At 70.4% G+C, this 25,865-nt stretch carries 22 protein-coding genes and 4 tRNA genes; 2 read left to right on the top strand and 24 right to left on the bottom strand.

What is annotated here, in order from left to right:
• Positions 1 to 51: 51 nt before the first annotated feature.
• The 18 genes from OG286_RS23540 to OG286_RS23455 form a co-directional block, all read right to left on the bottom strand.
• The gene (locus tag OG286_RS23540; RefSeq protein ID WP_396321485.1) at positions 52 to 792 is read right to left on the bottom strand and encodes an SIR2 family NAD-dependent protein deacylase; all 741 of its coding nucleotides are present in this window, start codon (positions 790 to 792) and stop codon (positions 52 to 54) included.
• 154 nt (positions 793 to 946) lie between these two features.
• The gene (locus OG286_RS23535) at positions 947 to 1,555 is read right to left on the bottom strand and encodes a hypothetical protein (protein ID WP_405360168.1); all 609 of its coding nucleotides are present in this window, start codon (positions 1,553 to 1,555) and stop codon (positions 947 to 949) included.
• Positions 1,556 to 1,767: 212 nt separating this feature from the next.
• Entirely contained in the window at positions 1,768 to 2,457 is a 690-nt protein-coding gene (locus OG286_RS23530; protein WP_396321487.1) for a response regulator, read from the bottom strand.
• Positions 2,454 to 3,641 (bottom strand): sensor histidine kinase, encoded by a 1,188-nt coding sequence (locus OG286_RS23525; RefSeq protein ID WP_396321488.1) that lies wholly within the window; start codon positions 3,639 to 3,641, stop codon positions 2,454 to 2,456. Before OG286_RS23525 ends, OG286_RS23530 begins: the two co-directional genes overlap by 4 nt.
• Positions 3,642 to 3,723: 82 nt before the next feature.
• Positions 3,724 to 4,395, bottom strand: coding sequence for a hypothetical protein (locus OG286_RS23520; protein WP_405360171.1), 672 nt, complete (start codon positions 4,393 to 4,395; stop codon positions 3,724 to 3,726).
• A 198-nt stretch (positions 4,396 to 4,593) separates the two neighbouring features.
• A tRNA-Met gene (locus OG286_RS23515) sits at positions 4,594 to 4,667 on the bottom strand.
• A gap of 144 nt (positions 4,668 to 4,811) precedes the next feature.
• Positions 4,812 to 8,702 (bottom strand): DNA-directed RNA polymerase subunit beta', encoded by a 3,891-nt coding sequence (locus tag OG286_RS23510; RefSeq protein WP_396321490.1) that lies wholly within the window; start codon positions 8,700 to 8,702, stop codon positions 4,812 to 4,814.
• A 103-nt stretch (positions 8,703 to 8,805) separates the two neighbouring features.
• Positions 8,806 to 12,282 (bottom strand): DNA-directed RNA polymerase subunit beta, encoded by a 3,477-nt coding sequence (gene rpoB / locus OG286_RS23505; protein WP_396321491.1) that lies wholly within the window; start codon positions 12,280 to 12,282, stop codon positions 8,806 to 8,808.
• A gap of 736 nt (positions 12,283 to 13,018) precedes the next feature.
• Complete coding sequence (rplL, locus tag OG286_RS23500; protein WP_380608299.1) at positions 13,019 to 13,402, bottom strand: 50S ribosomal protein L7/L12; 384 nt, start codon at positions 13,400 to 13,402, stop codon at positions 13,019 to 13,021.
• Positions 13,403 to 13,492: 90 nt separating this feature from the next.
• The gene (gene rplJ / locus OG286_RS23495; RefSeq protein WP_148644361.1) at positions 13,493 to 14,056 is read right to left on the bottom strand and encodes a 50S ribosomal protein L10; all 564 of its coding nucleotides are present in this window, start codon (positions 14,054 to 14,056) and stop codon (positions 13,493 to 13,495) included.
• Between the two features lie 388 nt (positions 14,057 to 14,444).
• Positions 14,445 to 15,305: a hypothetical protein gene (locus OG286_RS23490; protein ID WP_396321492.1), complete on the bottom strand. Its 861-nt coding sequence runs from the start codon at positions 15,303 to 15,305 to the stop codon at positions 14,445 to 14,447.
• Between the two features lie 171 nt (positions 15,306 to 15,476).
• Positions 15,477 to 16,301 carry a hypothetical protein gene (locus OG286_RS23485; RefSeq protein ID WP_396321493.1) on the bottom strand — a complete coding sequence of 275 codons (825 nt, stop codon included), beginning with the start codon at positions 16,299 to 16,301 and terminating at the stop codon, positions 15,477 to 15,479.
• Between the two features lie 96 nt (positions 16,302 to 16,397).
• A complete protein-coding gene (locus OG286_RS23480) occupies positions 16,398 to 17,183 on the bottom strand; it encodes a hypothetical protein (protein ID WP_396321494.1) in 786 nt (261 codons plus the stop codon).
• A 247-nt stretch (positions 17,184 to 17,430) separates the two neighbouring features.
• Positions 17,431 to 18,153 carry a 50S ribosomal protein L1 gene (gene rplA / locus OG286_RS23475; RefSeq protein ID WP_396321495.1) on the bottom strand — a complete coding sequence of 241 codons (723 nt, stop codon included), beginning with the start codon at positions 18,151 to 18,153 and terminating at the stop codon, positions 17,431 to 17,433.
• 76 nt (positions 18,154 to 18,229) lie between these two features.
• Positions 18,230 to 18,664: a 50S ribosomal protein L11 gene (gene rplK / locus OG286_RS23470; protein WP_376155943.1), complete on the bottom strand. Its 435-nt coding sequence runs from the start codon at positions 18,662 to 18,664 to the stop codon at positions 18,230 to 18,232.
• 162 nt (positions 18,665 to 18,826) lie between these two features.
• Positions 18,827 to 19,729, bottom strand: a complete 903-nt coding sequence (gene nusG / locus OG286_RS23465) for a transcription termination/antitermination protein NusG (protein WP_396321496.1) — start codon at positions 19,727 to 19,729, stop codon at positions 18,827 to 18,829.
• 212 nt (positions 19,730 to 19,941) lie between these two features.
• Entirely contained in the window at positions 19,942 to 20,286 is a 345-nt protein-coding gene (gene secE, locus OG286_RS23460; protein WP_396321497.1) for a preprotein translocase subunit SecE, read from the bottom strand.
• A gap of 149 nt (positions 20,287 to 20,435) precedes the next feature.
• A tRNA-Trp gene (locus OG286_RS23455) sits at positions 20,436 to 20,508 on the bottom strand.
• A gap of 379 nt (positions 20,509 to 20,887) precedes the next feature.
• Here OG286_RS23455 and OG286_RS23450 point away from each other — a divergent pair.
• Complete coding sequence (locus OG286_RS23450; RefSeq protein WP_396321498.1) at positions 20,888 to 22,135, top strand: pyridoxal phosphate-dependent aminotransferase; 1,248 nt, start codon at positions 20,888 to 20,890, stop codon at positions 22,133 to 22,135.
• A gap of 94 nt (positions 22,136 to 22,229) precedes the next feature.
• On the top strand, positions 22,230 to 23,264 hold the full coding sequence (locus OG286_RS23445) for an adenosine deaminase (RefSeq protein WP_396321499.1): 1,035 nt from the start codon (positions 22,230 to 22,232) through the stop codon (positions 23,262 to 23,264).
• A 9-nt stretch (positions 23,265 to 23,273) separates the two neighbouring features.
• Here the strand turns inward: OG286_RS23445 and OG286_RS23440 are convergent, their stop codons facing one another.
• The 6 genes from OG286_RS23440 to OG286_RS23415 form a co-directional block, all read right to left on the bottom strand.
• Positions 23,274 to 24,317, bottom strand: coding sequence for a UDP-N-acetylmuramate dehydrogenase (locus OG286_RS23440; RefSeq protein WP_396321547.1), 1,044 nt, complete (start codon positions 24,315 to 24,317; stop codon positions 23,274 to 23,276).
• Positions 24,318 to 24,406: 89 nt separating this feature from the next.
• On the bottom strand, positions 24,407 to 24,829 hold the full coding sequence (locus OG286_RS23435) for a MaoC family dehydratase (protein ID WP_405360177.1): 423 nt from the start codon (positions 24,827 to 24,829) through the stop codon (positions 24,407 to 24,409).
• Between the two features lie 4 nt (positions 24,830 to 24,833).
• Positions 24,834 to 25,292, bottom strand: coding sequence for a MaoC family dehydratase N-terminal domain-containing protein (locus OG286_RS23430; protein WP_148644350.1), 459 nt, complete (start codon positions 25,290 to 25,292; stop codon positions 24,834 to 24,836).
• Between the two features lie 115 nt (positions 25,293 to 25,407).
• A complete protein-coding gene (gene rpmG / locus OG286_RS23425) occupies positions 25,408 to 25,572 on the bottom strand; it encodes a 50S ribosomal protein L33 (protein WP_006604855.1) in 165 nt (54 codons plus the stop codon).
• An 83-nt stretch (positions 25,573 to 25,655) separates the two neighbouring features.
• Positions 25,656 to 25,728, bottom strand: a tRNA-Met gene (locus tag OG286_RS23420).
• A gap of 43 nt (positions 25,729 to 25,771) precedes the next feature.
• A tRNA-Thr gene (locus OG286_RS23415) sits at positions 25,772 to 25,844 on the bottom strand.
• Positions 25,845 to 25,865: the final 21 nt, after the last annotated feature.

The following is a 25,865-nucleotide window of genomic DNA, read 5'->3' as shown; positions in this document are numbered from 1 at the left end:
GCCGTGAGGGGGTAGCCGGGGTGATCATCGTATGCACGCGGCCTCGCAGGATTAAGGGTGTCCGGCCACCAGCTTCGCCACCAGCGCCGGGAGCGCGGTCGAGATCGGCTCGCGGATCACCTCGTCGGCGACCTCGTCGAACGGCGTGGGCTCGCCGTTCACGACGACCAGCCGGGCCCCGGACTCCCGGGCGATCTGCGGGAGCGCCGCCACCGGGTAGACCTGGAGGCTGGTGCCGACGGCGACGAAGAGGTCGCAGGCCTTGGCGATGGCGTCGGCCTGCTGGAGCACCACCGGGTCGAGGCTCTCGCCGAACATCACCGTGCGCGGCTTGAGCACGCCGCCGCACTCCCGGCAGGGCGGGTCCGGCTCGCCGGCCGCCACCCTCTCCAGGACCTCCTCCATCGGGCCGGCCGCCCGGCAGTCCACGCACTGCACCTCCCGGGCGGTGCCGTGCAGTTCGAGCACCTTGCGGGCGGGCAGGCCGGCCCGCTGGTGCAGGCCGTCGACGTTCTGGGTGAGCACCCGCACCGGCAGGCCGCTGCGCTCCAGCCCGACCAGCGCCCGGTGGCCGGCGTTGGGCTCGGCGGCGAGCGCGCCCGCGTCCCGGCGCATCAGCCAGGCGCGGCGGCGGACCTCCGGATCGGCCAGGTACGGGCCGATGGTGACCATCTCCTGGGCCTTCGGGTCACGCTGCCAGAGGCCGTTCGGGCCCCGGTAGTCGGGGATGCCCGAGTCGGTGGAGATACCGGCACCGGTCAGCACGGCGATCAGAGGGCGCTTGGCGTTCATGCCCCGGACGGTACGGGCCGGCGCTCCCTGGCCGCCACCGAAAATCCGGTGCGCCGCGTCGACCCCCGCCGTGTACCGACCCGGCCGCCGCGACCGGACACGGGGCCGCCCGGGGCAGGGGCCGTCGGCGCCCCGCCCACGCCGCCCCGGCCCGTCAGGCGACGGCCGGCTGCCGCGCCCCGCCGAAGCCGGCCAGCGGGGCCAGCGCCGCCAGGTAGAGCGCGCCGGCCACCGGGATCATCGCCAGGTCGGCCGCCGTCATCGCGGTACCGGCCAGCATCAGCACCGGGCTCCACCAGCGCAGCGTGCGCGCCCGGCCCACCGAGGCCGCGACCAGCAGCGCCAGCAGGCCGATGTAGAACAGCAGCGGGCCCACCGAGTAGAAGGCCGGCAGCACCCCGGGCCGGCTCTGGATGCTGTCGAACAACCGGTGCTGGTCCGCCTTGTCGACGGCCACCGCCCCGACGTACAGGTCGATGGCGATCTGCACCACCGAGGCCGCCAGGCCCGCGAAGGCCGCCCCCGTGGCTGCGCCGGCGGCGAGCCGGCCCGCCGTGGTGCGCGGTGCGAGCAGCCTGCGCAGGGCGGCGAGCACCGGGCCGAACAGCAGCAGCCCCACCAGCATCAGGCTGTGGCCGACCAGCCAGCCGGGGCCCGGATCCCGGGAGCCGTCCAGCAGCCGGATTCCGCCGTAGAGCGCCATCAGGGCGGGCCCGCCGACGACGGCGTACGGGGTGAGGCGGTCGGGCTTGGTGGTGGTCATGGGGGCTCCCCGGTCTGCGAGTGCGTTTCCGACACCCCAGATGCTGTCCGCCGGACCTCTCGTCGCGGATCGCCCGCACCGGCGAACCCGCCGCCTCCCCCGCGCGGGGGAGGCCCCACAGGAGTCCCCACAGGAAGTCCCCCGCAGAAGGCCCCGGACGGCCCCTAAAGAGCCCGGACGGGCCCCCGCAGGAGCCTCCGGGGGCCCGGGTGTCAGCCCTCCCCCGCGACGACCGCCCCCGCCTCGTACGCGAACACCACCGCGTGCACCCGGTCCCGCAGCCCCAGCTTGCTCAGCACATTGCTGACGTGGGTCTTCACCGTGTGCTCGCTCACCACCAGCTCGGCCGCGATCTCCGCGTTGGAGAGCCCGCGCGCCAGCAGCCGCAACGTCTCCTGCTCGCGCACGGTCAGCTGCTCCAGCAGCCGGGACGGCGCCCGCACGCCCTGCGCGGACTGCGTCGCCCCGCCCGGCCGGCGGGCGGCGAACTCCCCGATCAGCCGCTTCGTCACCGACGGCGCCAGCAGCGCCTCGCCGGAGGCCACCATCCGCACCCCGTGCGCCAGGTCGTCCCGCCGGACGTCCTTCAGCAGGAACCCGCTGGCCCCCGCGTACAGCGCGTCGAAGACGTAGTCGTCGATGTCGAAGGTGGTCAGCATGATCACCTTGGTGGCCGGGTACTCCGCGCAGACCCGGCGGGCCGCCTCCAGGCCGTCCATCACCGGCATCCGGACGTCCAGCAGCAGCACGTCCGGGCCGTGCTCGCGCACCGCCGCGATCGCCTCCACGCCGTCGCAGGCCTCCGCGACCACCTCGATGTCCGGCTGCGCGTCCAGGATCATCCCGAACCCGGCCCGCACCAGCTCCTGGTCGTCCGCGACGACCACCCGTATCGGCGTCATCCGCCCACCCTCTCCGCCAGGCCCGCTGCACCCAACGGCAGCCGGGCGCTCACCAGGAAACCCCTGCCCTCCGGCCCGGGCCCGGCCTCGGCGTGCCCGCCGCAGGCCGCCGCCCGCTCCCGGATGCCGACCAGCCCCCGTCCGCCGGACCGGTCGCTCACCGTACGGTCGGCGCGCGGCCGCACCCCGTGCCCGTCGTCGGACACCACGACCTCCAGCTCCTCCCCCGCCCGGACCACCCGGACCGAGGCCGCGGCGGCACCGGAGTGCTTCACCGTGTTGGTCAGCGCCTCCTGGACGATCCGGTAGGCGGCTGCCTCCACGTCGGCCGGGAGCGGCCGGTCGGACGCGCCCAGCTCCAGCTCCACCCGCAGGCCGGCCCCGCGCACCCGCTCGGCCAGCGCGGCCAGCTCGGCCAGGCGCGGCTGCGGCGCCAGCTCCGGCGCCGCACCCTCCTCCTTCAGCACGCCGAGCACCCGCCGCAGCTGCACCATCGCGTCACGCCCCGAGTCGGCGATGGTGTCGAATGCCTTGATCGCCCGCTCCGGACTGCTGTGCACCACCAGCGGCCCCGCCTCCGCCTGGATCACCATCAGCGAGACGGCGTGCGCCAGGATGTCGTGCATCTCCCGGGCTATCCGGGCCCGCTCCTCCGCCACCGCCCGCGCCGCGTCACTGGCCGCCCGCTGCCCGGCCTCCCGCGCCCGCTCCGCCTCCACCAGCGCGAGCCGGCGCAGCTCGCGCACCAGCGAGCCGAAGACGAAGGTGCCGACGGTCAGCAGCAGGCTGAAGAACGCCCCGTTCACCGAGTGGGTGCCCAGGATGTTGGAGACGACCAGGACCGCCAGCAGCAGCCCTCGCTGCCAGTCCCGGGCCCGGTCCGCCACCGTGTAGATGGTGAGCACCGCGTACACCGGGATCTGCGGCATCACCGAATGGGCGACCACCGACACCGGGACGGACGCCAGCCCGCTGAGCGCGGCCACCAGCAGCGGCGCCCGCCGGCGCCACGGCAGCGGCAGGGCCGTGCCGAGCGTCATCAGGTAGATCCACCAGGGCCAGGCGACGTCGTCGTTGTAGACCGACCAGACCGACACCCCGAGGGAGAGCAGTGCCAGCGGCACGTCCAGCACGTACGGGTTCACCCCGGCCATCCGGCTCCGCCAGCGCGCGATCAGCCCCATCACCGCTCCTCCCCCGGGTGCGGGGAGGCCGTCCCCGCGGAGACGATCATGCCCCACCGGGAGGACCACCGGCGCGCGGCGCTCAGCCATGGGCGACCGTCACGCCCCCGGTCTCCGTCCGCGCCAGGATGCTGTGCCGCGCCCCCGGCTGCCGGGGCACCTCCACGTCGACCCCGCCGGTACCCGCGCTCGCGTCCACCGCGTAGGCCTCTCCGGCCGGCACCTTCACGCGCACCCCGCCGGTTCCCGCCCGCGCCTCCACCTTGGCCGGCGCCCCGGCGAAGGACGCCTCGATGCCGCCCGTCCCGGTCCGCAGCAGCGCCGTCGGCGAGGTCAGCCCGCTCGCCTCCACCCCGCCGGTGTCGACCGTGGCCTCCACCTCGCCCGCCAGCCCGGCCAGCTTCACCCCGCCGGTCTCGGCGGTCACCCGCACCTTGGTCCCGGCCGGAACGTCCACCTCGTAGCCGATCCCGCACTCCTCGCAGTCGTACGTCAGCGTCAGCGTGCCGTCCTTCAGCTCGTGACTGCTCCGCGGGGCCTCGCCGTGGTAGCTCTGGTGCTCGGACACCTTCACCGCGTCCCCGCCGCCTCGCACGGTGACCCCGCCGGTGTGTCCGGCGATCACCAGCTCCCGCACCGGCCCGGTCACCCCGTAGGCGACGTCCCGGCGCTGCTCGTCGTCCCAGGCGAAGCACCCCGACATCCCGAGCAGTACCGCCCCGGTGATCGCCGCCGCCCCCAGCACCCGCTTCATTTCCGGCTCCCCTCCGACGTTGTTCCTCCGACGCCGAAGAGCCTGCCCCACCACCCCCGGGCTCCGCCTCGCCCACCCGGGCGGTTTCCCGGCCTCCCCCGCACGAGGGAGCCGGGGAACGCGACGGCCCGGGGCACGCGAGGATCCCGGGAACGCCGAAGGGCCCGGAGGCTGAATGCCTCCGGGCCCTTCGATTTGTAGCGGGGACAGGATTTGAACCTGCGACCTCTGGGTTATGAGCCCAGCGAGCTACCGAGCTGCTCCACCCCGCGTCGGTAAACACGACTCTACGCGACCTCGCCCGGGAAACCTAATCGGCTTCGCTTCGACCCGGATCCACGGCGGCGCCGGCCCGGAAACGCCGCCGGGCGGCCACCCCGTGAGGGGTGACCGCCCGGCGGTAGGTGACCGTGAACTCAGCCGGTGTACGGGCCGTAGTCGTAGTCGTCCAGCGGGACGGCCTGGCCGGAGCCGGCCCCGAAGGGCGACAGGTCGTAGTCGTCGTAGCCGACGGCCGAGTACATGGCGGCCTTGGCCTCCTCGGTCGGCTCGACCCGGATGTTGCGGTAGCGGGGCAGACCCGTACCGGCCGGGATGAGCTTACCGAGGATGACGTTCTCCTTGAGGCCCAGCAGCGGGTCCGACTTGGCGTGGATCGCCGCGTCGGTGAGGACCCGGGTCGTCTCCTGGAAGGAGGCGGCCGACAGCCAGGACTCGGTGGCCAGCGAGGCCTTGGTGATACCCATCAGCTGCGGACGGCCGGAGGCGGGGTGACCGCCCTCGGAGACCACACGACGGTTCTCCTGCTCGAAGCGGCCGCGCTCGACGAGCTCGCCCGGGAGCAGCTCGGCGTCGCCCGACTCGATGATCGTCACGCGGCGGAGCATCTGCCGGATGATGATCTCGATGTGCTTGTCGTGGATCGACACACCCTGCGAGTTGTAGACCTTCTGGACCTCGGCGACCAGGTGGATCTGGACGGCACGCTGGCCCATGATCCGCAGCACGTCGTGCGGGTTGGTGGCACCCATGGTCAGCTTCTGGCCGACCTCGACCGCCTCGCCCTCGCTGACGAGCAGCTTCACACGCTTCGAGACCGGGTAGGCGATCTCGTCGGTGCCGTCGTCCGGCGTGACGACCAGCTTGCGGGTCTTCTCGGTGTCCTCGATGCGGACCCGGCCCTGCGCCTCCGAGATCGGGGCCACACCCTTGGGGGTACGGGCCTCGAAGAGCTCGACGACACGCGGCAGACCCTGGGTGATGTCGTCACCGGCCACACCACCGGTGTGGAAGGTACGCATGGTCAGCTGGGTACCGGGCTCACCGATGGACTGGGCGGCGATGATGCCGACCGCCTCACCGATGTCGACCAGCTTGCCGGTGGCCAGCGAGCGCCCGTAACACATGGCGCAGGTGCCGACGGCCGACTCACAGGTCAGGATCGAGCGGGTCTTGACCTCGCCGATGCCGTGGCGGATCAGCTCGTCGATCAGCACGTCACCGAGGTCGGTGTTGGCGGTGGCAAGGAGCTTGCCGTCCACCGTGATGTCCTCGGCGAGCATGCGGGCGTAGACGCTGGTCTCGACGTCGTCCGTCTTGCGCAGGACGCCGTTCTCGACCGTGCCGATCGCCAGCTTCAGGCCGCGCTCGGTGCCGCAGTCCTCCTCGCGGATGATGACGTCCTGCGAGACGTCGACCAGACGACGGGTGAGGTAGCCCGAGTCGGCGGTACGCAGGGCGGTGTCGGCCAGACCCTTACGGGCACCGTGGGTCGAGATGAAGTACTCGAGAACGGTGAGGCCCTCACGGAACGACGCCTTGATGGGACGGGGAATCGTCTCGTTCTTGGCGTTGGACACCAGACCACGCATACCGGCGATCTGGCGCATCTGCATCATGTTTCCACGAGCACCCGAGTCGACCATCATGAAGATGGGGTTCGTCTTCGGGAAGTTCGCGTTCATGGCCTCGGCGACCTCGTTGGTCGCCTGGGTCCAGATGCCGATGAGCTCCTGCTTGCGCTCGTCGTTGGTGATCAGGCCGCGCTCGTACTGACGCTGGACCTTCTCCGCCTTCGCCTCGTAGCCCTCGAGGATCTGGGGCTTGGTCGGCGGGACGACGACGTCGGAGATCGAGACGGTGACACCCGAGCGGGTGGCCCAGTGGAAGCCGGCCGCCTTCAGGTTGTCCAGGGTCGCCGCGACGACGACCTTGGGGTAGCGCTCCGCCAGGTCGTTGACGATCGCGGAGAGCTGCTTCTTGCCCACCTCGTAGTCGACGAACGGGTAGTCCTCGGGCAGCAGCTCGTTGAAGAGCGCGCGGCCCAGGGTGGTCTTCAGGCGGAAGGACTCGCCCTCGAACCAGCTCGACTGACCATCCTCGTCGACCGGCGGGGTCCAGCCACGGGGCGGGACGGTGCCGATCGGCAGGCGGACGTCGATGACTGCCTGGACGTCCAGCTCCTTGGCGTCGAACGCCATGACGGCCTCGGCGGTGGAGGAGAAGGAACGGCCACCGCCCTTCACCTCCTCGCGGTCCGAGGTGAGGAAGAACAGACCGAGCACCATGTCCTGGGTCGGCATGGTGACGGGGCGACCGTCGGCCGGCTTCAGGATGTTGTTCGAGGACAGCATCAGGATGCGGGCCTCGGCCTGCGCCTCCGCGGAGAGCGGCAGGTGGACGGCCATCTGGTCACCGTCGAAGTCCGCGTTGAACGCGGTGCAGACGAGCGGGTGGATCTGGATGGCCTTGCCCTCGACCAGCTGCGGCTCGAAGGCCTGGATGCCGAGGCGGTGCAGGGTGGGTGCACGGTTCAGCAGCACCGGGTGCTCGGCGATGACCTCTTCGAGGACGTCCCACACGACCGGGCGCGCGCGCTCGACCATGCGCTTGGCCGACTTGATGTTCTGCGCGTGGTTCAGGTCGACCAGGCGCTTCATCACGAACGGCTTGAAGAGCTCCAGCGCCATGGCCTTCGGCAGACCACACTGGTGCAGCTTGAGCTGCGGGCCGACGACGATGACCGAACGGGCCGAGTAGTCGACTCGCTTGCCGAGCAGGTTCTGGCGGAAACGACCCTGCTTGCCCTTCAGCATGTCGCTGAGGGACTTCAGCGGACGGTTGCCGGGGCCCGTGACCGGGCGGCCGCGACGACCGTTGTCGAACAGGGCGTCGACGGCCTCCTGGAGCATGCGCTTCTCGTTGTTCACGATGATCTCGGGGGCACCGAGGTCGAGAAGCCGCTTCAGGCGGTTGTTGCGGTTGATGACGCGGCGGTACAGGTCGTTCAGGTCGGAGGTCGCGAAGCGGCCACCGTCCAGCTGCACCATCGGACGCAGGTCCGGCGGGATGACCGGGACGCAGTCCAGCACCATGCCGTTGGGCTTGTTGGTGGTCTGCAGGAACGCGGAGACGACCTTGAGGCGCTTCAGCGCGCGGGTCTTCTTCTGGCCCTTGCCGGTGCGGATGATCTCGCGCAGGCGCTCGGACTCCTCCGCCAGGTCGAAGGTCTCGAGGCGGTCCTTGAGGGCCGCCGCGCCCATCGAGCCGGAGAAGTAGGTGCCGAAGCGGTCGCGCAGCTCGCGGTAGAGCAGCTCGTCGCCCTCGAGGTCCTGGACCTTGAGGTTCTTGAAGCGGGCCCACACCTCGTCGAGACGGTCGAGCTCGCGCTGCGCACGGTCGCGCAGCTGCTTCATCTCGCGCTCGGCGCCCTCGCGCACCTTGCGGCGCACGTCGGCCTTGGCGCCCTCGGCCTCCAGCTCGGCCAGGTCGGTCTCGGCCTTCTTGGCACGGGCCTCGAGGTCGGAGTCGCGGCGGTTCTCGATCTGCTGGCGCTCGACCGAGACGTGCGCCTCCAGGGACGGCAGGTCGCGCTGGCGGCGCTCGTCGTCGACCCAGGTGATCATGTAGGCGGCGAAGTAGATGACCTTCTCGAGGTCCTTCGGCGCCAGGTCGAGCAGGTAGCCCAGGCGGGACGGGACACCCTTGAAGTACCAGATGTGGGTGACCGGGGCGGCCAGCTCGATGTGGCCCATCCGCTCACGGCGCACCTTGGCGCGGGTCACCTCGACGCCGCAGCGCTCACAGATGATGCCCTTGAAGCGGACGCGCTTGTACTTGCCGCAGTAGCACTCCCAGTCCCGGGTCGGACCGAAGATCTTCTCGCAGAAGAGTCCGTCCTTTTCGGGCTTCAGGGTGCGGTAGTTGATGGTCTCCGGCTTCTTGACCTCGCCGTGCGACCACTGGCGGATGTCGTCGGCGGTGGCCAGGCCGATGCGGAGCTCGTCGAAGAAGTTGACGTCAAGCACTGGTCGTCAAGCCCTCTTTCGTAAGTCGAGAGTCGTTCGTGTGGTCTGAGGGGGGCCTGGGGGCGGGCCGGCTCTCAGTGGTTAAGAGCCGGCCCAGCCTCCGTCAGACCTCTTCGACGCTGCTCGGCTCGCGCCGGGACAGGTCGATGCCGAGCTCCTCGGCGGCGCGGAACACGTCCTCGTCGGAGTCCCGCATCTCGATGGACTGGCCGTCCGAGGACAGCACCTCCACGTTGAGGCAGAGCGACTGCATTTCCTTGATGAGGACCTTGAAGGACTCGGGAATGCCGGGCTCGGGGATGTTCTCGCCCTTGACGATGGCCTCGTAGACCTTCACGCGGCCGAGAACGTCGTCGGACTTGATGGTGAGCAGCTCCTGCAGCGCGTAGGCCGCGCCGTACGCCTCAAGGGCCCACACCTCCATCTCACCGAAGCGCTGACCACCGAACTGCGCCTTACCACCGAGCGGCTGCTGGGTGATCATCGAGTACGGGCCGGTCGACCGGGCGTGCAGCTTGTCGTCGACCAGGTGGTGCAGCTTGAGGATGTACATGTAGCCGACCGAGACCGGCATCGGGAACGGCTCGCCGGAGCGGCCGTCGAACAGCCGGGCCTTGCCGGTGGAGTTCACCAGGCGCTCACCGTCACGGGTGAGGGTGGTGTTGTCCAGCAGGCCGGTGATCTCGTCCTCGCGGGCGCCGTCGAAGACCGGGGTGGCGAGGTTGGTGCCGCCCTGGACGGTGTCGGCGCCGATCGCCTGCAGGCGCTGGGCCCACTCGTCGGCGAGGCCGGAGACGTCCCAGCCCTGCTTGGCGAGCCACCCGAGGTGAATCTCCAGGACCTGCCCGGGGTTCATTCGGGACGGGACGCCCAGCGGGTTGAGGATGATGTCGACCGGGGTGCCGTCCTCCAGGAACGGCATGTCCTCGACCGGCAGGATCTTGGAGATGACACCCTTGTTGCCGTGACGGCCGGCGAGCTTGTCACCATTGGTGATCTTGCGCTTCTGGGCCACGTAGACGCGGACCAGCTGGTTGACGCCCGGGGGCAGCTCGTCGCCCTCTTCGCGGTCGAAGACGCGGACGCCGATGACCTTGCCGGACTCACCGTGCGGCACCTTCAGCGAGGTGTCGCGGACCTCACGGGCCTTCTCGCCGAAGATCGCGCGGAGCAGGCGCTCCTCCGGGGTCAGCTCGGTCTCACCCTTGGGCGTGACCTTGCCGACCAGGATGTCGCCGGTGACGACGTCGGCGCCGATGCGGATGATGCCGCGCTCGTCGAGGTCGGCGAGGACCTCCTCGGAGACGTTCGGGATGTCCCGGGTGATCTCCTCGGGGCCGAGCTTGGTGTCACGGGCGTCGACCTCGTGCTCCTCGATGTGGATCGAGGAGAGGACGTCGTCCTGGACGAGGCGCTGCGACAGGATGATCGCGTCCTCGTAGTTGTGACCCTCCCACGACATGAACGCCACGAGCAGGTTCTTGCCGAGGGCCATCTCGCCCTCGTCGGTGCAGGGACCGTCGGCCAGGACCTGGCCGGCCTCGACCCGGGCGCCCTCGTCCACGAGCACCTTCTGGTTGAAGGCGGTGCCCTGGTTGGAGCGGGTGAACTTGGCGGCGCGGTACGTGGTGTACGTGCCGTCGTCGTTGGCCACGGTGACGTAGTCGGCCGAGACCTCCTGGACGACACCGGCCTTCTCGGCGGTGATGACGTCCGCGGCGTCGACGGCGCAGCGGTACTCCATGCCGGTACCGACCAGCGGAGCCTCGCTCTTCAGCAGCGGCACCGCCTGGCGCATCATGTTCGAGCCCATGAGCGCGCGGTTGGCGTCGTCGTGCTCGAGGAACGGGATCATGGCGGTCGCGACCGACACCATCTGGCGCGGCGAGACGTCCATGTAGTCGATCTCGGTGCCGGGGATGTAGTCGATCTCGCCACCACGGCGGCGGACCAGGACACGCGGCTCCGCGAAGGTCAGCTCCGCCGTCAGCGGGGCGTTGGCCTGCGCGATGACGTAGCGGTCCTCCTCGTCGGCCGTGAGGTAGTCGACCTGCTCGGTGACGACACCCTCGATGACCTTGCGGTACGGGGTCTCGATGAAGCCGAAGGCGTTGACCCGGCCGTACGAGGCCAGCGACCCGATCAGACCGATGTTCGGGCCTTCGGGGGTCTCGATCGGACACATGCGGCCGTAGTGCGAGGGGTGCACGTCACGGACCTCGAAGCCGGCGCGCTCACGGGAGAGACCGCCGGGGCCGAGCGCGGACAGACGACGCTTGTGGGTCAGGCCCGACAGCGGGTTCGTCTGGTCCATGAACTGCGACAGCTGGCTGGTGCCGAAGAACTCCTTGATGGAGGCGACGACCGGCCGGATGTTGATCAGGGTCTGCGGCGTGATCGCCTCGACGTCCTGGGTGGTCATGCGCTCGCGCACGACGCGCTCCATACGAGCCAGACCCGTACGGACCTGGTTCTGGATGAGCTCGCCGACGTTGCGCAGACGACGGTTGCCGAAGTGGTCGATGTCGTCGACCTCGACCACGATGTCGCGGCCCTCGTCGTCACGCCACTCGGTCTCGCCCGCGTGCAGCTTCACCAGGTACTTGATCGCACCGATGATGTCGGGCTCGGTGAGCACGCCGGAGTCCAGCGACTCGGCGTTGCCCAGCTTGCGGTTGACCTTGTAACGGCCGACCTTCGCGAGGTCGTAGCGCTTCGGGTTGAAGTAGAGGTTCTCCAACAGCGTCTGCGCGGCCTCACGCGTGGGCGGCTCGCCCGGGCGCAGCTTGCGGTAGATGTCCAGCAGCGCGTCGTCCTGGCCCTGGGTGTGGTCCTTCTCCAGGGTGGCGCGCATCGACTCGTACTCGCCGAACTCCTCGAGAATCATCTCGTTGGTCCAGCCGAGCGCCTTGAGCAGCACGGTGACGGACTGCTTGCGCTTGCGGTCGATGCGGACGCCGACCATGTCGCGCTTGTCGATCTCCATCTCCAGCCAGGCACCACGCGAGGGGATGACCTTGCAGGAGTAGATGTCCTTGTCGGACACCTTGTCCAGGGTGGAGTCGAAGTACACACCCGGGGAGCGGACCAGCTGCGAGACGACGACACGCTCGGTGCCGTTGATCACGAACGTGCCCTTGTGGGTCATGAGCGGGAAGTCGCCCATGAAGACCGTCTGAGACTTGATCTCACCGGTCTCGTTGTTGGTGAACTCGGCCGTGACGAAGAGCGGAGCCGCGAACGTGAAGTCGCGGTCCTTGCACTCGTCAATGGAGTTCTTCGGCGGCTCGAAACGGTGGTCGCGGAAGGTCAGCGACATCGACCCACTGAAGTCCTCGATCGGGGAGATCTCTTCGAAGATCTCCTCCAGACCGGACTTCGTGGGGACGTCCTGACCACTCTCCAGGGCCGCCTCGACCCGGGACTTCCAGGCCGCGTTGCCGAGCAGCCAGTCAAAGCTCTCGGTCTGCAGGGCCAGGAGGTTCGGGACCTCGAGGGGCTCCTTGATCTTCGCGAACGAGACGCGGAGCGGGGCGGTGGATGCGGCGGAATTGTTCGAGGCGTTGCGCGGCGCGGCCAAGAGGGGGGTCCTTCCGAGGGCTCGGAGCTCACTACGCGCGTACCGGCCGGGCCTGGAAAGGCTTGGTCCCACCTCCTCGCCACTGGCCTCTGCCGGGGGTGAAACCCGAGGTCAGAGCCGTTTTGCGGAGGCGGTGCCAGACCCCTTCAGGGCAACGCAAACTCCGGGCGACGAGTCACGGAGCAGCTAACAGGCAGCGCAAAGGGACAGTGTAGCCAAACGGCACACTGCTGTCCAGCTCTGATTCGGAAACCGAATCGGAGACTCCTCCCGGTAGCCGGCGGACGCGAACGCCCACCGGGTACTGCACTGGCCCGGACACCCCGGGCCTCCACGACTCACGTGGAGTCACTTCCCGCCGGAGACGCTGGTTATGCATCCAGCAACAAACCAACCGGGCGGACTCGCGCCTTGAGAATCGCGCGCCGCGCCTGGTTCGTCAAGGGCCCGCCTCCGGCGCGGACCTCGACCCGTCTATCGCTGCGAACCCGCCCGGCGTTACAGAAGCCGTGGTGAGAGCCACTCTCGATGACAGCGATCACCATACCCGTCCGCACCGACACTGCCGAGTGCGCTCTCGGCCACACCGGTGGATCCCCGCCGCCGGGCCCGCCCGGGGCCGGGTACGCGAAAAGGCCGGGCCGACCACCCGCAAGGGTGATCGGCCCGGCCTCAGGCAGCCTCAGCCCCCTGAGGGGCGTGGAGGCACCTCCCGGCCGTCATGGCCGGGGAGGAGTCACTTGACGGTGACCTTGGCGCCAGCGGCCTCGAGGGCAGCCTTGGCCTTCTCGGCAACGTCCTTGGCAACCTTCTCCAGGACCTTGGCACCAGCGGTGTCAACGAGGTCCTTGGCCTCCTTCAGGCCGAGGGAGGTCAGGGTGCGCACCTCCTTGATGACCTGGATCTTCTTGTCGCCGGCACCGTCGAGGATGACGTCGAACTCGTCCTGCTCCTCAGCGGCCTCGGCGGCCGGGCCGGCAACGCCGGCGGCGGCAACGGCAACCGGGGCGGCCGCGGTGACGTCGAACTTCTCCTCGAAGGCCTTCACGAAGGCAGCGAGCTCGATGAGGGTGAGCTCCTCGAACTGCGCGAGCAGCTCGTCCTGGGTCAGCTTCGCCATGATTGGCGTCCTTCCACTAATTCGGCAGGTGGTGCCGTATGTACGGGTTGGCGGGCGTACGGGCCCGCAGCGAGGCGTGAGCCTGCCGAATTACTCGGCGGCCTCGTCCTCGGCGGCGGGAGCCGGCGTACCGGCACCGCCCTGCTCGACCTTGTCGCGCAGCGCGTCCACAGTGCGGACGAGCTTCGACGGCAGGGCCTGGAAGAGCGCAGCAGCCTGGGACTGCTTGGCCTTCAGGGCGCCGGCCAGCTTGGCGAGCAGCACCTCGCGGGACTCGAGGTCCGCGAGCTTCTTGATGTCATCGGCGGACAGCGCCTTGCCGTCAAGGACACCGCCCTTGATGACGAGAGCGGGGTTCTCCTTGGCGAAGTCACGCAGAGCCTTCGCCGACTCCACCGGGTCACCGGTGACGAAGGCGACAGCCGTCGGACCGTTGAACTGGTCGTCGAGCTCCGTGATCCCGGCCTCGTTGGCAGCGATCTTGGTCAGCGTGTTCTTCACCACGGCGTACTGGGCGTTGTCACCCAGCGAGCGACGCAGGGTCTTGACCTGCTTCACCGTCAGACCGCGGTACTCGGTCAGTACGGCCGCGTTCGAGGCGCGGAACTTGTCCGCGATCTCGGCGACGGCAGCAGCCTTGTCGGGCCTAGCCATAGGCTTACGCCTCCTTCCGTGATGTCGAAGTCCGGCCGACCGCAAAAGTCGACCATTCTCGCCTCGGACCGACCGGACGGAAGGAAAGCTCCTGCAGAAAAGCAGATGAGCCCCGGTGCGCAGGCGCACGGGGCTCAGTACGACCTCGACAGGTCCACGTGCGAACACGCGGGACCCGGAAGTCCAAGCTCCAAACAATCCTGCGCGGGCTGCCTGCGCTGAAAGCGCAGATCCTTCGGTCGCCCACTCCCTTGCGGGGGCACGGCGACAACCAGCGGTCTTTGGCTTCGGCAACAGTAGCCGGACCCCGCCGTCCGGGGCAAATCGCCCAGGACCACCGCCCGCGGACGGGACGGACGGGCCGGACGGGAGTGGTCAGCGGGCCGGCTCAGCGGGCCAGCGGGGAGACGTTGCGGGTGCCCGCGTCGACGGTGTCCGCCTCGGCCGGGGCCTGGGCCGAGAGGGCGCCGGCGAACTCGGAGTAGAGCACCGAGTCGTCGGCCCGGCCGCTCTCCCCGGTGCCGGTGCGCTGGAGCTTCACCAGCTGGTCCTTGTCGTTCAGCCAGAGGTCCAGGGTCAGCGAGGCCGATCCGCCGGGGGCGAGCGCGGCGCGCAGGCCGTCCCGGCGGGCCTGGGTCAGCTGGGTCTGCGCGGCCGCGTACCGCTCGGCGTTGGTGGTGACCCGGTAGTGCTCGACCGTCGAGTCCTCGGCCTTCTCCTCGCCGACGTACTGCGCCGCCACCCCGTCCGCGGTCGCGGCGGCCAGCGCCTCGACCGGGTTGAGCAGGTCGATCAGCCCGGCGTACGGGATCTCGCGGTGGCCGTCCGGGCCCGGCGCGCCGCTGAACCGCTCCCAGTGCCGGCCGCCGAGCCGGGCCGCGGTGGCGGCGTCACCGCCCTGGTAGGCCACGGTGTCCACGACGATCAGCTGCTCGGCCTCGGCCGGGGTGGAACGTTTGACCTGGAGGGCGGTCTTCGGCAGCCAGAACAGCGGGCCGGAGCCGGCGTCCGGCCCGAGCCGGTAGCTGACCTTGGCCCGGCGCGCGGTCTGCATGGCCAGCTGGGCGGAGAGCAGGACGCCGTGCGGCGACCGGTCGGTCGGCTTGGCCGGGCCGCTCGGGGAGGCGCTGGTCGGCGTCGGCGTCCCGGAGGGCGTCGGCGGCGTGCCGCCGTTCCCGCCGCACGCCGTCAGCCCGCCTGCCAGCAGCGCGGCGGCCACCGCCGCCGCCAGCCGCTGCCGCACCGCCATGGCCCGTTCCCCTTCCGTCCCTGTTGCGCCTGTTCCGAGCCACCTTGCCACCAACTGCCCGGCCGGCCGGTGGCGCCCCCCTGGCCCGGCCCGGTGAACCCGGCGCGCTCCGCGACGCGCCGGGGTCGGAGCCGGACTCGGGGCCGGGACCGGAGGGAGAGCCCCGTGGGCTCAGCCGCCGAAGAGCTTGGAGAAGTCGGAGCTCTTGCCGACGTCGGCGAAGGCCGGCGCCTCGATCTTGGGCGCGGCGCCCAGGCCCGAGTACTTGACCGTGACGGCCTGCTGCTCGCCGTTCTTGTTGCCGTAGCCCTTGAGCTGGACGAGCTCCTGGGCGCCGTTGATCCAGAAGTCGACGGTCATCGTGTTGCCGCCCGCGGCGAGGGTCTGCTGGACGGCGGTGCGCTGGTCGTTGCCGAGCGCGCTCATCGCCTCGGTCAGCTTGGCGACGTCCTCGACCGCGCGGTAGTGCGTGGTGTCGACCCCGCCGACGGCCTCGGCCCCGACCTTGGTCGGCTTGCCGACCTGGGCCGCCACCGTGAGCTGGAGCACCGGGTTGCTCAGCTGGGTCACGGTCAGGAACATCCCGGCCATCGGGCCCACGCCCGGGTCCTGGGGGGTGACCTTGGCCCAGTGCTTGCCGCCCAGGGCGGCCGTCACGTCGGCGCCGCCACCGAGGAAGATGTCGTCGCCGACCACCCGCGTCTTGGTGGACGCCTTGCCCTTGCCGGCCACGTCGACATCGGTTCTCTTGCTCCACTGGGCCGTACCGGCCATGGAGTTGTCGGGCAGGGCCAGCTCGACGTTGCCGTTGGCGGCCTTCTGCATCACCACGGCCGAGGCGGCCAACGCGGCCTTCGGGTCGAGGCCGGAGGACTTGCCGGCGGCCGGGCCCTCCGCGGACTTGGTGTCCGTGTTGCCGTCACCGCCGCAGGCCGTCAGTCCTCCGACCAGGACGGCGGCTGTGACGACGACGGAAGCGAGGCGCAGAGCACGCATGAAGAAACCCCCAATGAGGCCCGATTGTCAGGTAATACGCAGCGGACTCTAACGGATCGTCAAAGTCCGCCTGACAACGGCCACCCCCCGAACGGCTCAGCCCGTCGCGGCAGGGGTCTCCGCAACCGGCCCGAGGTCGGAGAGGTCGGTCGTGGTGACCACCTTGGCGGTGCTGCCCTGGACGGTGGCGCGGAGCCGGAGCAGCCGGTCACCGGGGGCGACCCAGAAGTCGTAGCCGATCGCCGTGACCCCGCGCTGCCGGTAGTAGGCGAGCAGGACCGCGAGCCGGTCGGCGGAGAGCCCCTGGTCGGCGGCGAAGAAGTCGGCCACCGCCGCGGAGCCCTGGTAGTGCGCCACCGTGGTGCCGGCCAGCTGCTCGCCGCCGAGCGAGGTGAGCTTCCCGGCCAGGGCCATCGAATGCGCCGGGCCGCCGGGGTTGGCGATCAGCCCGCTCAGCCAGCCGCCCGCGTACGCCGCGCCCGGCGCCCGCGGGTCCAGCGACTCGGCGTCGGCCCGCTCGGCCCGCTTCGCCGGCGCCCCGTCGTACGCGAGGTCGAGCGCGCCGTCCCGGGCCTCGAGCCGGGCGGTGCCCAGCTCGTCGGCGACGGCCAGCTCGACCGCGTCCCGGGCGCCCCAGGAGACGGCCCCGGAGGCGGTGCGTCGCCCGGCCGGACCCTCCTCGGTGACCTGCACGCGCGTGCCACCGGAGTCGTCCAGGTTCTGCGCGGCCGAGAGCAGCACCTGCTTGGGCGGCCGGACGGTCGCGGGCGCGCCGGCCGGCGTGCGGTCCCCCGAGACGGCCAGCAGGCTGCAGGCGGTGAGACAGCCGGCGAGCAGCAGCAGGGACGCCCCCCAGACGGCGGGGCGAAGGGCGGGCGGCACGGCACACTCCGACGGTCACACGATAATTCACATGATCTGACCGGCTGAGCGTACGACGAGCCGCACCAGACGTCCTCCCCGGCCCGGTCTCGATCCGGACACGACGACCGCTCGGAGGACGACCGCCCCGGGAGCACGGCCCGGGCCGGACACGACGACGGGCCCGCACCCCCGGTGAAGGGGGTACGGGCCCGTCGTACGGACTACTGCTGCGCCCAGGACGCGGCTACCGGTGTGAGCTCGGGGCTCAGACGGCGGCCGGGTCCTCCTCGACCAGGAGGTTGCGGGTGCGGTTCGGGTCGACCAGGATGCCGGGGCCGATCGTGGTGGAGATCGCGGTCTTCTTGATGTAGCGACCCTTGGCGGCGGACGGCTTGGCGCGGAGCACCTCGTCCAGCGCGGCGGCGTAGTTCTCGACCAGCTGCTCGTCGGTGAAGGAAGCCTTACCGATGATGAAGTGCAGGTTCGAGTGCTTGTCGACGCGGAACTCGATCTTGCCGCCCTTGATGTCGTTGACAGCCTTGGCGACATCGGGGGTGACGGTGCCGGTCTTCGGGTTCGGCATCAGGCCACGGGGGCCGAGCACGCGGCCGAGGCGGCCGACCTTGCCCATGAGGTCCGGGGTGGCGACGACGGCGTCGAAGTCCAGCTTGCCCTTGGCGACCTCGTCGATGAGCTCGTCGGCACCGACGATGTCGGCGCCCGCAGCACGCGCGGCCTCGGCACGCTCGCCGGTCGCGAAGACCAGGACCCGAGCGGTCTTACCGGTGCCGTGCGGGAGGATCACGGTGCTGCGGACCATCTGGTCGGCCTTGCGCGGGTCGACGCCCAGACGCATGGCGACCTCGACGGTGCCGTCGAACTTGCTGGTGCTGGTCGCCTTGGCGAGGCGGATGGCCTCGAGGGGGGCGTAAAGGCGGTCGCGGTCGACCTGAGCGTCCGCGGCCTTCAGAGCCTTGCTGCGCTTCACTGCTGCTCCTGAGTGGGGAATGGAGTCGTGGTATGTACGGGCCGCGCAGGCCCTACCACATGGACGAGAAGGGTGATCAGCCCTCGACCGTGATGCCCATCGACCGGGCGGTGCCGGCGATGATCTTGGACGCGGCGTCCAGGTCGTTGGCGTTCAGGTCGGGGAGCTTGACCGTGGCGATCTCGCGGACCTGGGCGGCCGTGAGCTTCGCGACCTTGGTCTTGTGCGGCTCGGCGGAGCCCTTCTCCACGCCCGCGGCCTTCAGGATGAGGCGCGCGGCCGGCGGCGTCTTCGTGATGAAGGTGAAGGAACGGTCGTCGTAGACCGTGATCTCCACCGGCACGATCATGCCGCGCTGCGACTCGGTCGCAGCGTTGTAGGCCTTGCAGAACTCCATGATGTTGACGCCGTGCTGGCCCAGCGCGGGGCCGACCGGCGGCGCCGGGTTGGCCGCACCGGCGTTGATCTGGAGCTTGATAAGCCCCGTGACCTTCTTCTTCTTGGGAGGCATTTCTCTCCGGGTCCTTCCGAGAGGTGATTGCTGGTGCATGCCGAACCGGGGCGACACCCGGCCGCCAGCACACACATCGGACCAGGCTAACGCGGATGCGCCGCTGGACCAAAACGGCTTCGGGGCGGAGCCGCAGCCCCGCCCCGAAGCCGAAGCTCAGTGCTAGTTCTTCTGGATCTGGTCGAAGGAGAGCTCGACCGGGGTCTCCCGGCCGAAGATCTCGACCAGGCCCTTGACCTTCTTCGAGTCCGGGTTGATCTCGTTGATGGTCGCCTGCAGGGTGGCGAACGGGCCGTCGGTGACGGTGACGGAGTCGCCGACCTCGAAGTCGAGCACCTGGATCTCGCTCGGCTTGACCGGCGAGGGCTTGCCGGCCTCCTTGGCCGCCTGGCGCTCGACGTCGGGGGCGAGCATCTTGACGACCTCGTCCAGGGTCAGCGGGTACGGGTCGTAGGCATTGCCGACGAAGCCGGTGACACCGGGGGTGTTGCGCACGACGCCCCAGGACTCCGGGGTGAGGTCCATGCGCACCAGGACGTAGCCGGGGAGCTTGTTCTGGCGGATGGTCTTGCGGTCGCCGTTCTTGATCTGGACGACCTCCTCCTGCGGCACCTCGGCCTGGAAGATGTACTCCTCGACGTTGAGCGAGACCGCGCGCTGCTCCAGGTTCTGCTTCACCCGGTTCTCGTAGCCCGCGTAGGTGTGGATCACGTACCACTCGCCGGGCATGAAGCGCAGGTCCTCGCGGAACTTGGCGACCGGGTCGACCTCGGCCTCGACGACGGCCTCGGCCTCGTCGGCAGCCTCGTCGGCCTCGTCGGCAGCCTCCGCGGACTCCTCGGCGGCGAGCTCCTCGTCGGCCTCCACGTGCAGCGCGGCCTCCTCGGCCGGCTCGCCGGCCTCGGCCTCGTCGTACGCCTCGGCCTCGTCCTCGTCGCTGTCCGCGGCGTCCACGATCTGCTCGGCGGACTCGGCTTCGTCAGCCAGCTCGGCCGCGTCCAGCTCGGCGGCGACATCCGCCTCGCGGACGGTCTCGTCGGCGTCGTACAGGGGGGACTCAGACACGGTGGCTGCTTCTTTCCTGGAGATGGTGAAGGTGGCGCGCTCCGGGACCGCTCCGGCGCCGCTACCGCTCACGCGGGCGCCAGGAGATGCCTCGGAGACTTCAACAGTACCGAGTCAACGGTAGCGGCCTCGTACGTCCGGCGCCGACAGCTCGACCCGGACCGAAGAATCGGCCCGGGTCGGAAAGCTGTTTCAAAGGTGGGGCGGCTCGGTCAGCCGAAGACCCAGAGGCTGAGCTTCGAGAACCCGTAGTCGAGGGCTGCGACGAAAGCCATCACGACCACGACGAACACGACCACGACGGTCGTGTAGTTGACCAGCTCGCTGCGGGTGGGCCAGACGACCTTGCGCAGCTCGGCGATGATCTGGCGGTAGAACAGGGCCAGGCGGGCGAAGACGCCCTTCTTGGCCCGCTTGCCGGACTTCTTGTCGCCCGAGCGGCCTCGCTTGCGGTCGCGGCGCGACTCGCCTTCGGCCGGCGTGGTCTCGTCAGCGCCGTCGGCACCCTCGGGGTTGCCGCTCTCAGGCGTTGCGGTGGAGCCCGTGGTCTCCGTCACTCGTCCTCACCTGAATCCGGGTCCTGCCGAGCATCACCTGCGTACCCGATCGGGCACGAGCGGCCGGCTAAAGCGGTGCTGTTCGGTGCCCTCTCCGCATCAAGCCCGCTCGCTCTGTGGAGCGAACGGGCTGAATACGGATCAAGCAGCAGGGCAAGAGGGACTTGAACCCCCAACCGCCGGTTTTGGAGACCGGTGCTCTACCAATTGAGCTATTGCCCTACGGCGCCTTACGGCTCCTGTAGCGACCACCAACCTACCGCATCTCCCCCCGCTGTATGCACAGGCGGTGGAAGTCTTGGCTTCTCGGTGGCCGTCGAGCAGTGAGTGTACGTGGTCGAGGGGGGTTTGGTCGAACCTCTTCTGCGACCACCTGTGCCGACCCGCCGCCATGCATGGCAATCGGACCAGCCCGTACATGTGACTCCTCCACCCCGCAGACGGGGCGGCTTCTCACTCGGCTCCGCAGAGCGTCGTGACGGCCAAGTCCTGACCGCTGTCCTTGGACAGGTCGCTGATGCTACTACGGCGCTCCGAGATCAAAGAGACATATGGTGAAACCCCCATGCCCGGTCCGTCCCGGTTCTGCGACCATGCAGGCATGAGCGCTTCCACCCCGCAGCCCGACAGTTCCGTCCGCCCCGCCGACCGGAGGGTCTCCGCCCGGATCGGCGCGATCGCCGAGTCCGCGACCCTCGCCGTGGACGCCAAGGCCAAGGCCCTCAAGGCGGCCGGCCGTCCGGTGATCGGCTTCGGCGCCGGCGAGCCGGACTTCCCCACCCCGGACTACATCGTCGAGGCGGCCGTCGAGGCCTGCCGCGACCCGAAGAACCACCGGTACACCCCGGCCGGCGGCCTGCCCGAGCTGAAGGCCGCGATCGCCGCCAAGACGCTGCGCGACTCCGGCTACGCGGTGGACGCCTCCCAGGTCCTGGTGACCAACGGCGGCAAGCAGGCGATCTACGAGGCCTTCGCCGCGATCCTCGACCCGGGCGACGAGGTCATCGTCCCGGCCCCGTACTGGACCACCTACCCGGAGTCGATCCAGCTGGCCGGCGGCGTCCCGGTGGAGGTCGTCTCCGACGAGACCACCGGCTACAAGGTGTCGGTCGAGCAGCTGGAGGCCGCCCGCACCGAGAACACCAAGGTGGTCCTGTTCGTCTCGCCGTCCAACCCGACCGGCGCGGTGTACACCGAGGCCGAGGCCCGGGCCATCGGCGAGTGGGCGCTGGAGCACGGCCTCTGGGTGCTGACCGACGAGATCTACGAGCACCTGGTCTACGGCAACGCGACGTTCACCTCGCTGCCGGCGCTGCTGCCCGAGCTGGCCGACAAGACCATCGTCGTCAACGGCGTGGCCAAGACCTACGCGATGACCGGCTGGCGGGTGGGCTGGGTGATCGGCCCCAAGGACGTCGTCAAGGCCGCGACCAACCTGCAGTCGCACGCCACCTCGAACGTCTCCAACGTCGCGCAGCGCGCCGCGATCGCCGCCGTCAGCGGTGACCTCGCCGCCGTGCACGAGATGCGCACCGCCTTCGACCGGCGCCGCAGGACCATCGTGAAGATGCTCAACGAGATCGAGGGCGTCGTCTGCCCCGAGCCCGAGGGCGCGTTCTACGTCTACCCGTCCGTCAAGGGCCTGCTGGGCAAGGAGATCCGGGGCAAGCGCCCGCAGACCTCCGGCGAGCTGGCCGCGCTGATCCTGGACGAGGCCGAGGTCGCGGTCGTCCCCGGCGAGGCCTTCGGCACCCCGGGCTACCTGCGCCTGTCGTACGCGCTGGGCGACACCGACCTGGTCGAGGGCGTCGGCCGGATGCAGAAGCTGCTCGGCGAGGCGACCGCCTGACGGCACCCGCCCGACGCGACCGCCCCCTTCACCCCTTCGGGGGACACGAAGGGGGCGGTTCCCGTATCCGGGCCCGATGCGGCAGTATCGGCGGATGGAACGCCTGCTGATTCCGCGAGACGTCAGGGACCTCCCCAAGGCCCACCTGCACCTGCACTTCACCGGCTCGATGCGACCCGCCACCCTGCTGGAACTGGCCGACAAGCACGGCGTCCGCCTGCCGGAGGCACTCAGCTCCGGCGAGCCGCCCCGGCTGCGGGCCACCGACGAACGCGGCTGGTTCCGCTTCCAGCGCCTCTACGACACTGCCCGGTCCGTCCTGCGGGACGAGTCCGACATCCGCCGGCTGGTCCTGGAGACCGCCGAGGACGAACGCCGGGACGGCTCCCGCTGGCTGGAGATCCAGGTCGACCCGACCTCGTACGCGCCCCTGCTCGGCGGCCTGATCCCCGCGCTGGAGCTGATCCTGGACGCCGTCCGGCACGCCGCCGAGGCGACCGGTGTCGGCATCCGCGTCCTGGTCGCGGCCAACCGGATGAAGTCCCCGATGGACGCCCGGACGCTGGCCCGGCTGGCCGTCCGGTACACCGACCAGGGCGTGGTCGGCTTCGGCCTCTCCAACGACGAGCGGCGCGGCCTCGCCCGGGACTTCGACCGGGCCTTCGACATCGCCCGCAGGGGCGGGCTGCTGGCTGCCCCGCACGGCGGCGAGCTGGCCGGCCCGGAGTCCGTCCGGGACTGCCTGGACGACCTCGGCGCGGGCCGGATCGGCCACGGCGTCCGGGCGGCCGAGGACCCCCGGCTGATGCAGCGACTGGCCGACCGTCAGGTCACCTGCGAGGTCTGCCCCTCGTCCAACGTCTCGCTGGGCGTCTACGAGCGGGCCGAGGACGTCCCGCTGCGCCGGCTGTTCGACGCGGGCGTACCACTGGCGCTGGGCGCCGACGACCCGCTGCTGTTCGGCACCCGGCTGGCCGCCCAGTACGACCTGGCCCGCGATGTGCTCGGCTTCGACGACGCCGAACTCGCCGAGCTGGCCCGCCAGTCGGTGCGCGGCTCGCGCGCGCCGGAGAGCACGCAGAAGGAGCTGCTGGCGGACATCGACGCCTGGCTCGCGGACGCCCCCTAGGCACGCCCGCTAGAGCTTGACGCCCACCATGACCGGCTCGTTGACCAGCTCGACGCCGAACGCCGCCCGGACACCGTCGCGGATCTCCCGGGCCAGCGCCAGCAGGTCCTCGGCGGTGGCCGCGCCGCGGTTGGTCAGGGCCAGGGTGTGCTTGGTGGAGAGGGTGGCAGGACCGCTGCCGTAGCCCTTGCCGAAGCCCGCCTTGTCGATCAGCCAGGCGGCCGAGGTCTTGGTGCAGCCGTCCGGCGCCGGGTAGGCGGGGGCGGTGAGGTCGCGCTCGGCGGCCAGGGCGAGGAAGGCGTCGTACTGCTCGGCGGTCAGTACCGGGTTGGTGAAGAAGGATCCCGCCGACCAGGTGTCGTGATCCGCCGGGTCGAGCACCATGCCCTTGCCCGCGCGCAGCCGCAGCACGGCGTCGTAGGCCGTGCGCAGCGCGACCGGCTCGCCCTGCTCGACGCCCAGGTGCCTGGCGGTCTCGGCGTAGCGGACCGGGGTGGAGAGCCCGCCGTTGTCCGCCAGGGCGAAACGGACCCGCAGCACGACGTGGCGGTCCGGGTCGGCCTTGAAGCGGCTGTGCCGGTAGGAGAACTCGCACGCGGCGCCGGAGAGCGTCACGACCTCGCCGGCCCGGCGGTCGTAGGCGACCACCTCGGTGACGGACTGCGCCACCTCCTGGCCGTACGCGCCGACGTTCTGGACGGGCGTGGCGCCGGCCGAGCCGGGGATGCCGGCCAGGAACTCGATGCCGGCCAGGCCGTGCTCCACCGTCCGGGCCACCGCCTCGGCCCAGACCTCGCCGGCGGCCAGCTCCAGGGTGGTGCCGTCCAGCGCGAAGCCGGTGGTGGCGATGCGCAGCACCGTCCCGGCGAAGCCGGCGTCGCCGATCACCAGGTTGGAGCCGCCGCCGATGACCAGCAGCGGCTCGCCGGCGGCGTCAGCCTCGCGGACGGCGGCGACCACCTCGTCGTCGGTGGTCGCGGTCACCAGCCGGCGGGCCGGACCGCCGAGGCGGAGCGTGGTCAGCGGGGCGAGGGGGGCGTCGAGTTCTACCAGCACGCCCCCAGCGTACGGGGAGGAGCGGGGGCGGACCCTCCCCCGTACGCGTCCTCGGGGGCGGGGCCGGCCCCGCCCCCGTCGTGCGCTCAGGCCAGCCGGACGACGGCGCGGGACATGCCCAGCACCTTCTGGCCGCCGTAGGTCGCCACCAGGTCGACCTGGACCTTCCGGTCGTCCAGCAGCTTGGCCACCTTGCCGGTGACCTCGATCACGGAGCCGACCCCGTCGTTGGGCACCGGCACCGGACGGGTGAACCGCACGCCGTACTCGACCACCGCTCCCGGGTCGCCGACCCAGTCGGTGACCACCCGGATCGCCTCGGCCATGGTGAACATGCCGTGCGCGATGACGTCCGGCAGGCCCACCTCCTTGGCGAACTTCTCGTTCCAGTGGATCGGGTTGAAGTCGCCGGAGGCGCCCGCGTACTGCACCAGCGTGGCGCGCGTCACGGGGAAGGACTGCGCGGGCAGCTCGGTGCCGGCCGCGACCTCGTCGAAGCTGATCGCCATGGCGTTACTCCCCCGCCTCGTCGGCGGCCCGGGCCACCAGGGTCATGACCGACGTCACCACGTGCTCGCCGCTCGCGTCCGAGACCTCGCCGCGCACCGTGAGCACGTCGTTGCCGGCGAGCGACTTGATGTTGTCGATGGTCACGGCGACCGAGAGGCGGTCACCGGCCCGCACCGGGCGGGTGTAGGCGAACTTCTGGTCGCCGTGCACCACGCGGCTGTAGTCCAGGCCCAGCTCCGGGTCCTGGACCACCTGGGCGGCGGCCCGGAAGGTCAGCACGAAGGGGAAGGTCGGCGGGGCGATGACGTCCTGGTGGCCGAGCGCCTTGGCGGCCTCCGGGTCGGTGTACGCCGGGTTGGCGTCACCCACGGCGACCGCGAACTCGCGGATCTTCTCCCGGCCGACCTCGTACGGCTCGGTGGGCGGGTACGTCCGCCCGATGAAGGAGGGGTCGAGTGCCACGGGCAACTCCTCGAAAGTCCGGTGGATGACGAAAAAGACTCCGGGCCGCACCCAGAGAGGGTGCGGCCCGGAGTCGAAGACCTGAATCACACAGGCCCGGCGCCCTGCAACAGGGTCAGCGGGTCTCGCGGTGCGCGGTGTGCGAGTTGCAGCGGGGGCAGTGCTTCTTCATCTCAAGACGGTCCGGGTCGTTACGCCGGTTCTTCTTGGTGATGTAGTTCCGCTCCTTGCACTCCACGCAGGCCAGCGTGATCTTCGGGCGGACGTCGGTGGCAGCCACGGGAGTGCCTTCCTTGGACAATGAATAAGAACACAACAAGAGTAGCCGACCGGGAGTGCGATCTCCCGACCGACTACGCGGGGTAGCGGTGACCGGACTTGAACCGGTGACACAGCGATTATGAGCCGCTTGCTCTACCAACTGAGCTACACCGCCACAGTGATCCGGAGCACAGCCGAAGCTGACTCCTTTTCACCAGAGCCCCCATGCGGAATCGAACCGCAGACCTTCTCCTTACCATGGAGACGCTCTACCGACTGAGCTATAGGGGCGAACGAGGAAGAGATTACACG

Source organism: Kitasatospora sp. NBC_00039 (genome assembly GCF_045160625.1).
Classification (GTDB): Bacteria; Actinomycetota; Actinomycetes; order Streptomycetales; family Streptomycetaceae; genus Kitasatospora.
Note: the sequence above shows the minus strand (reverse complement) of the source record. Positions and strands in the feature narration are given on the sequence as shown.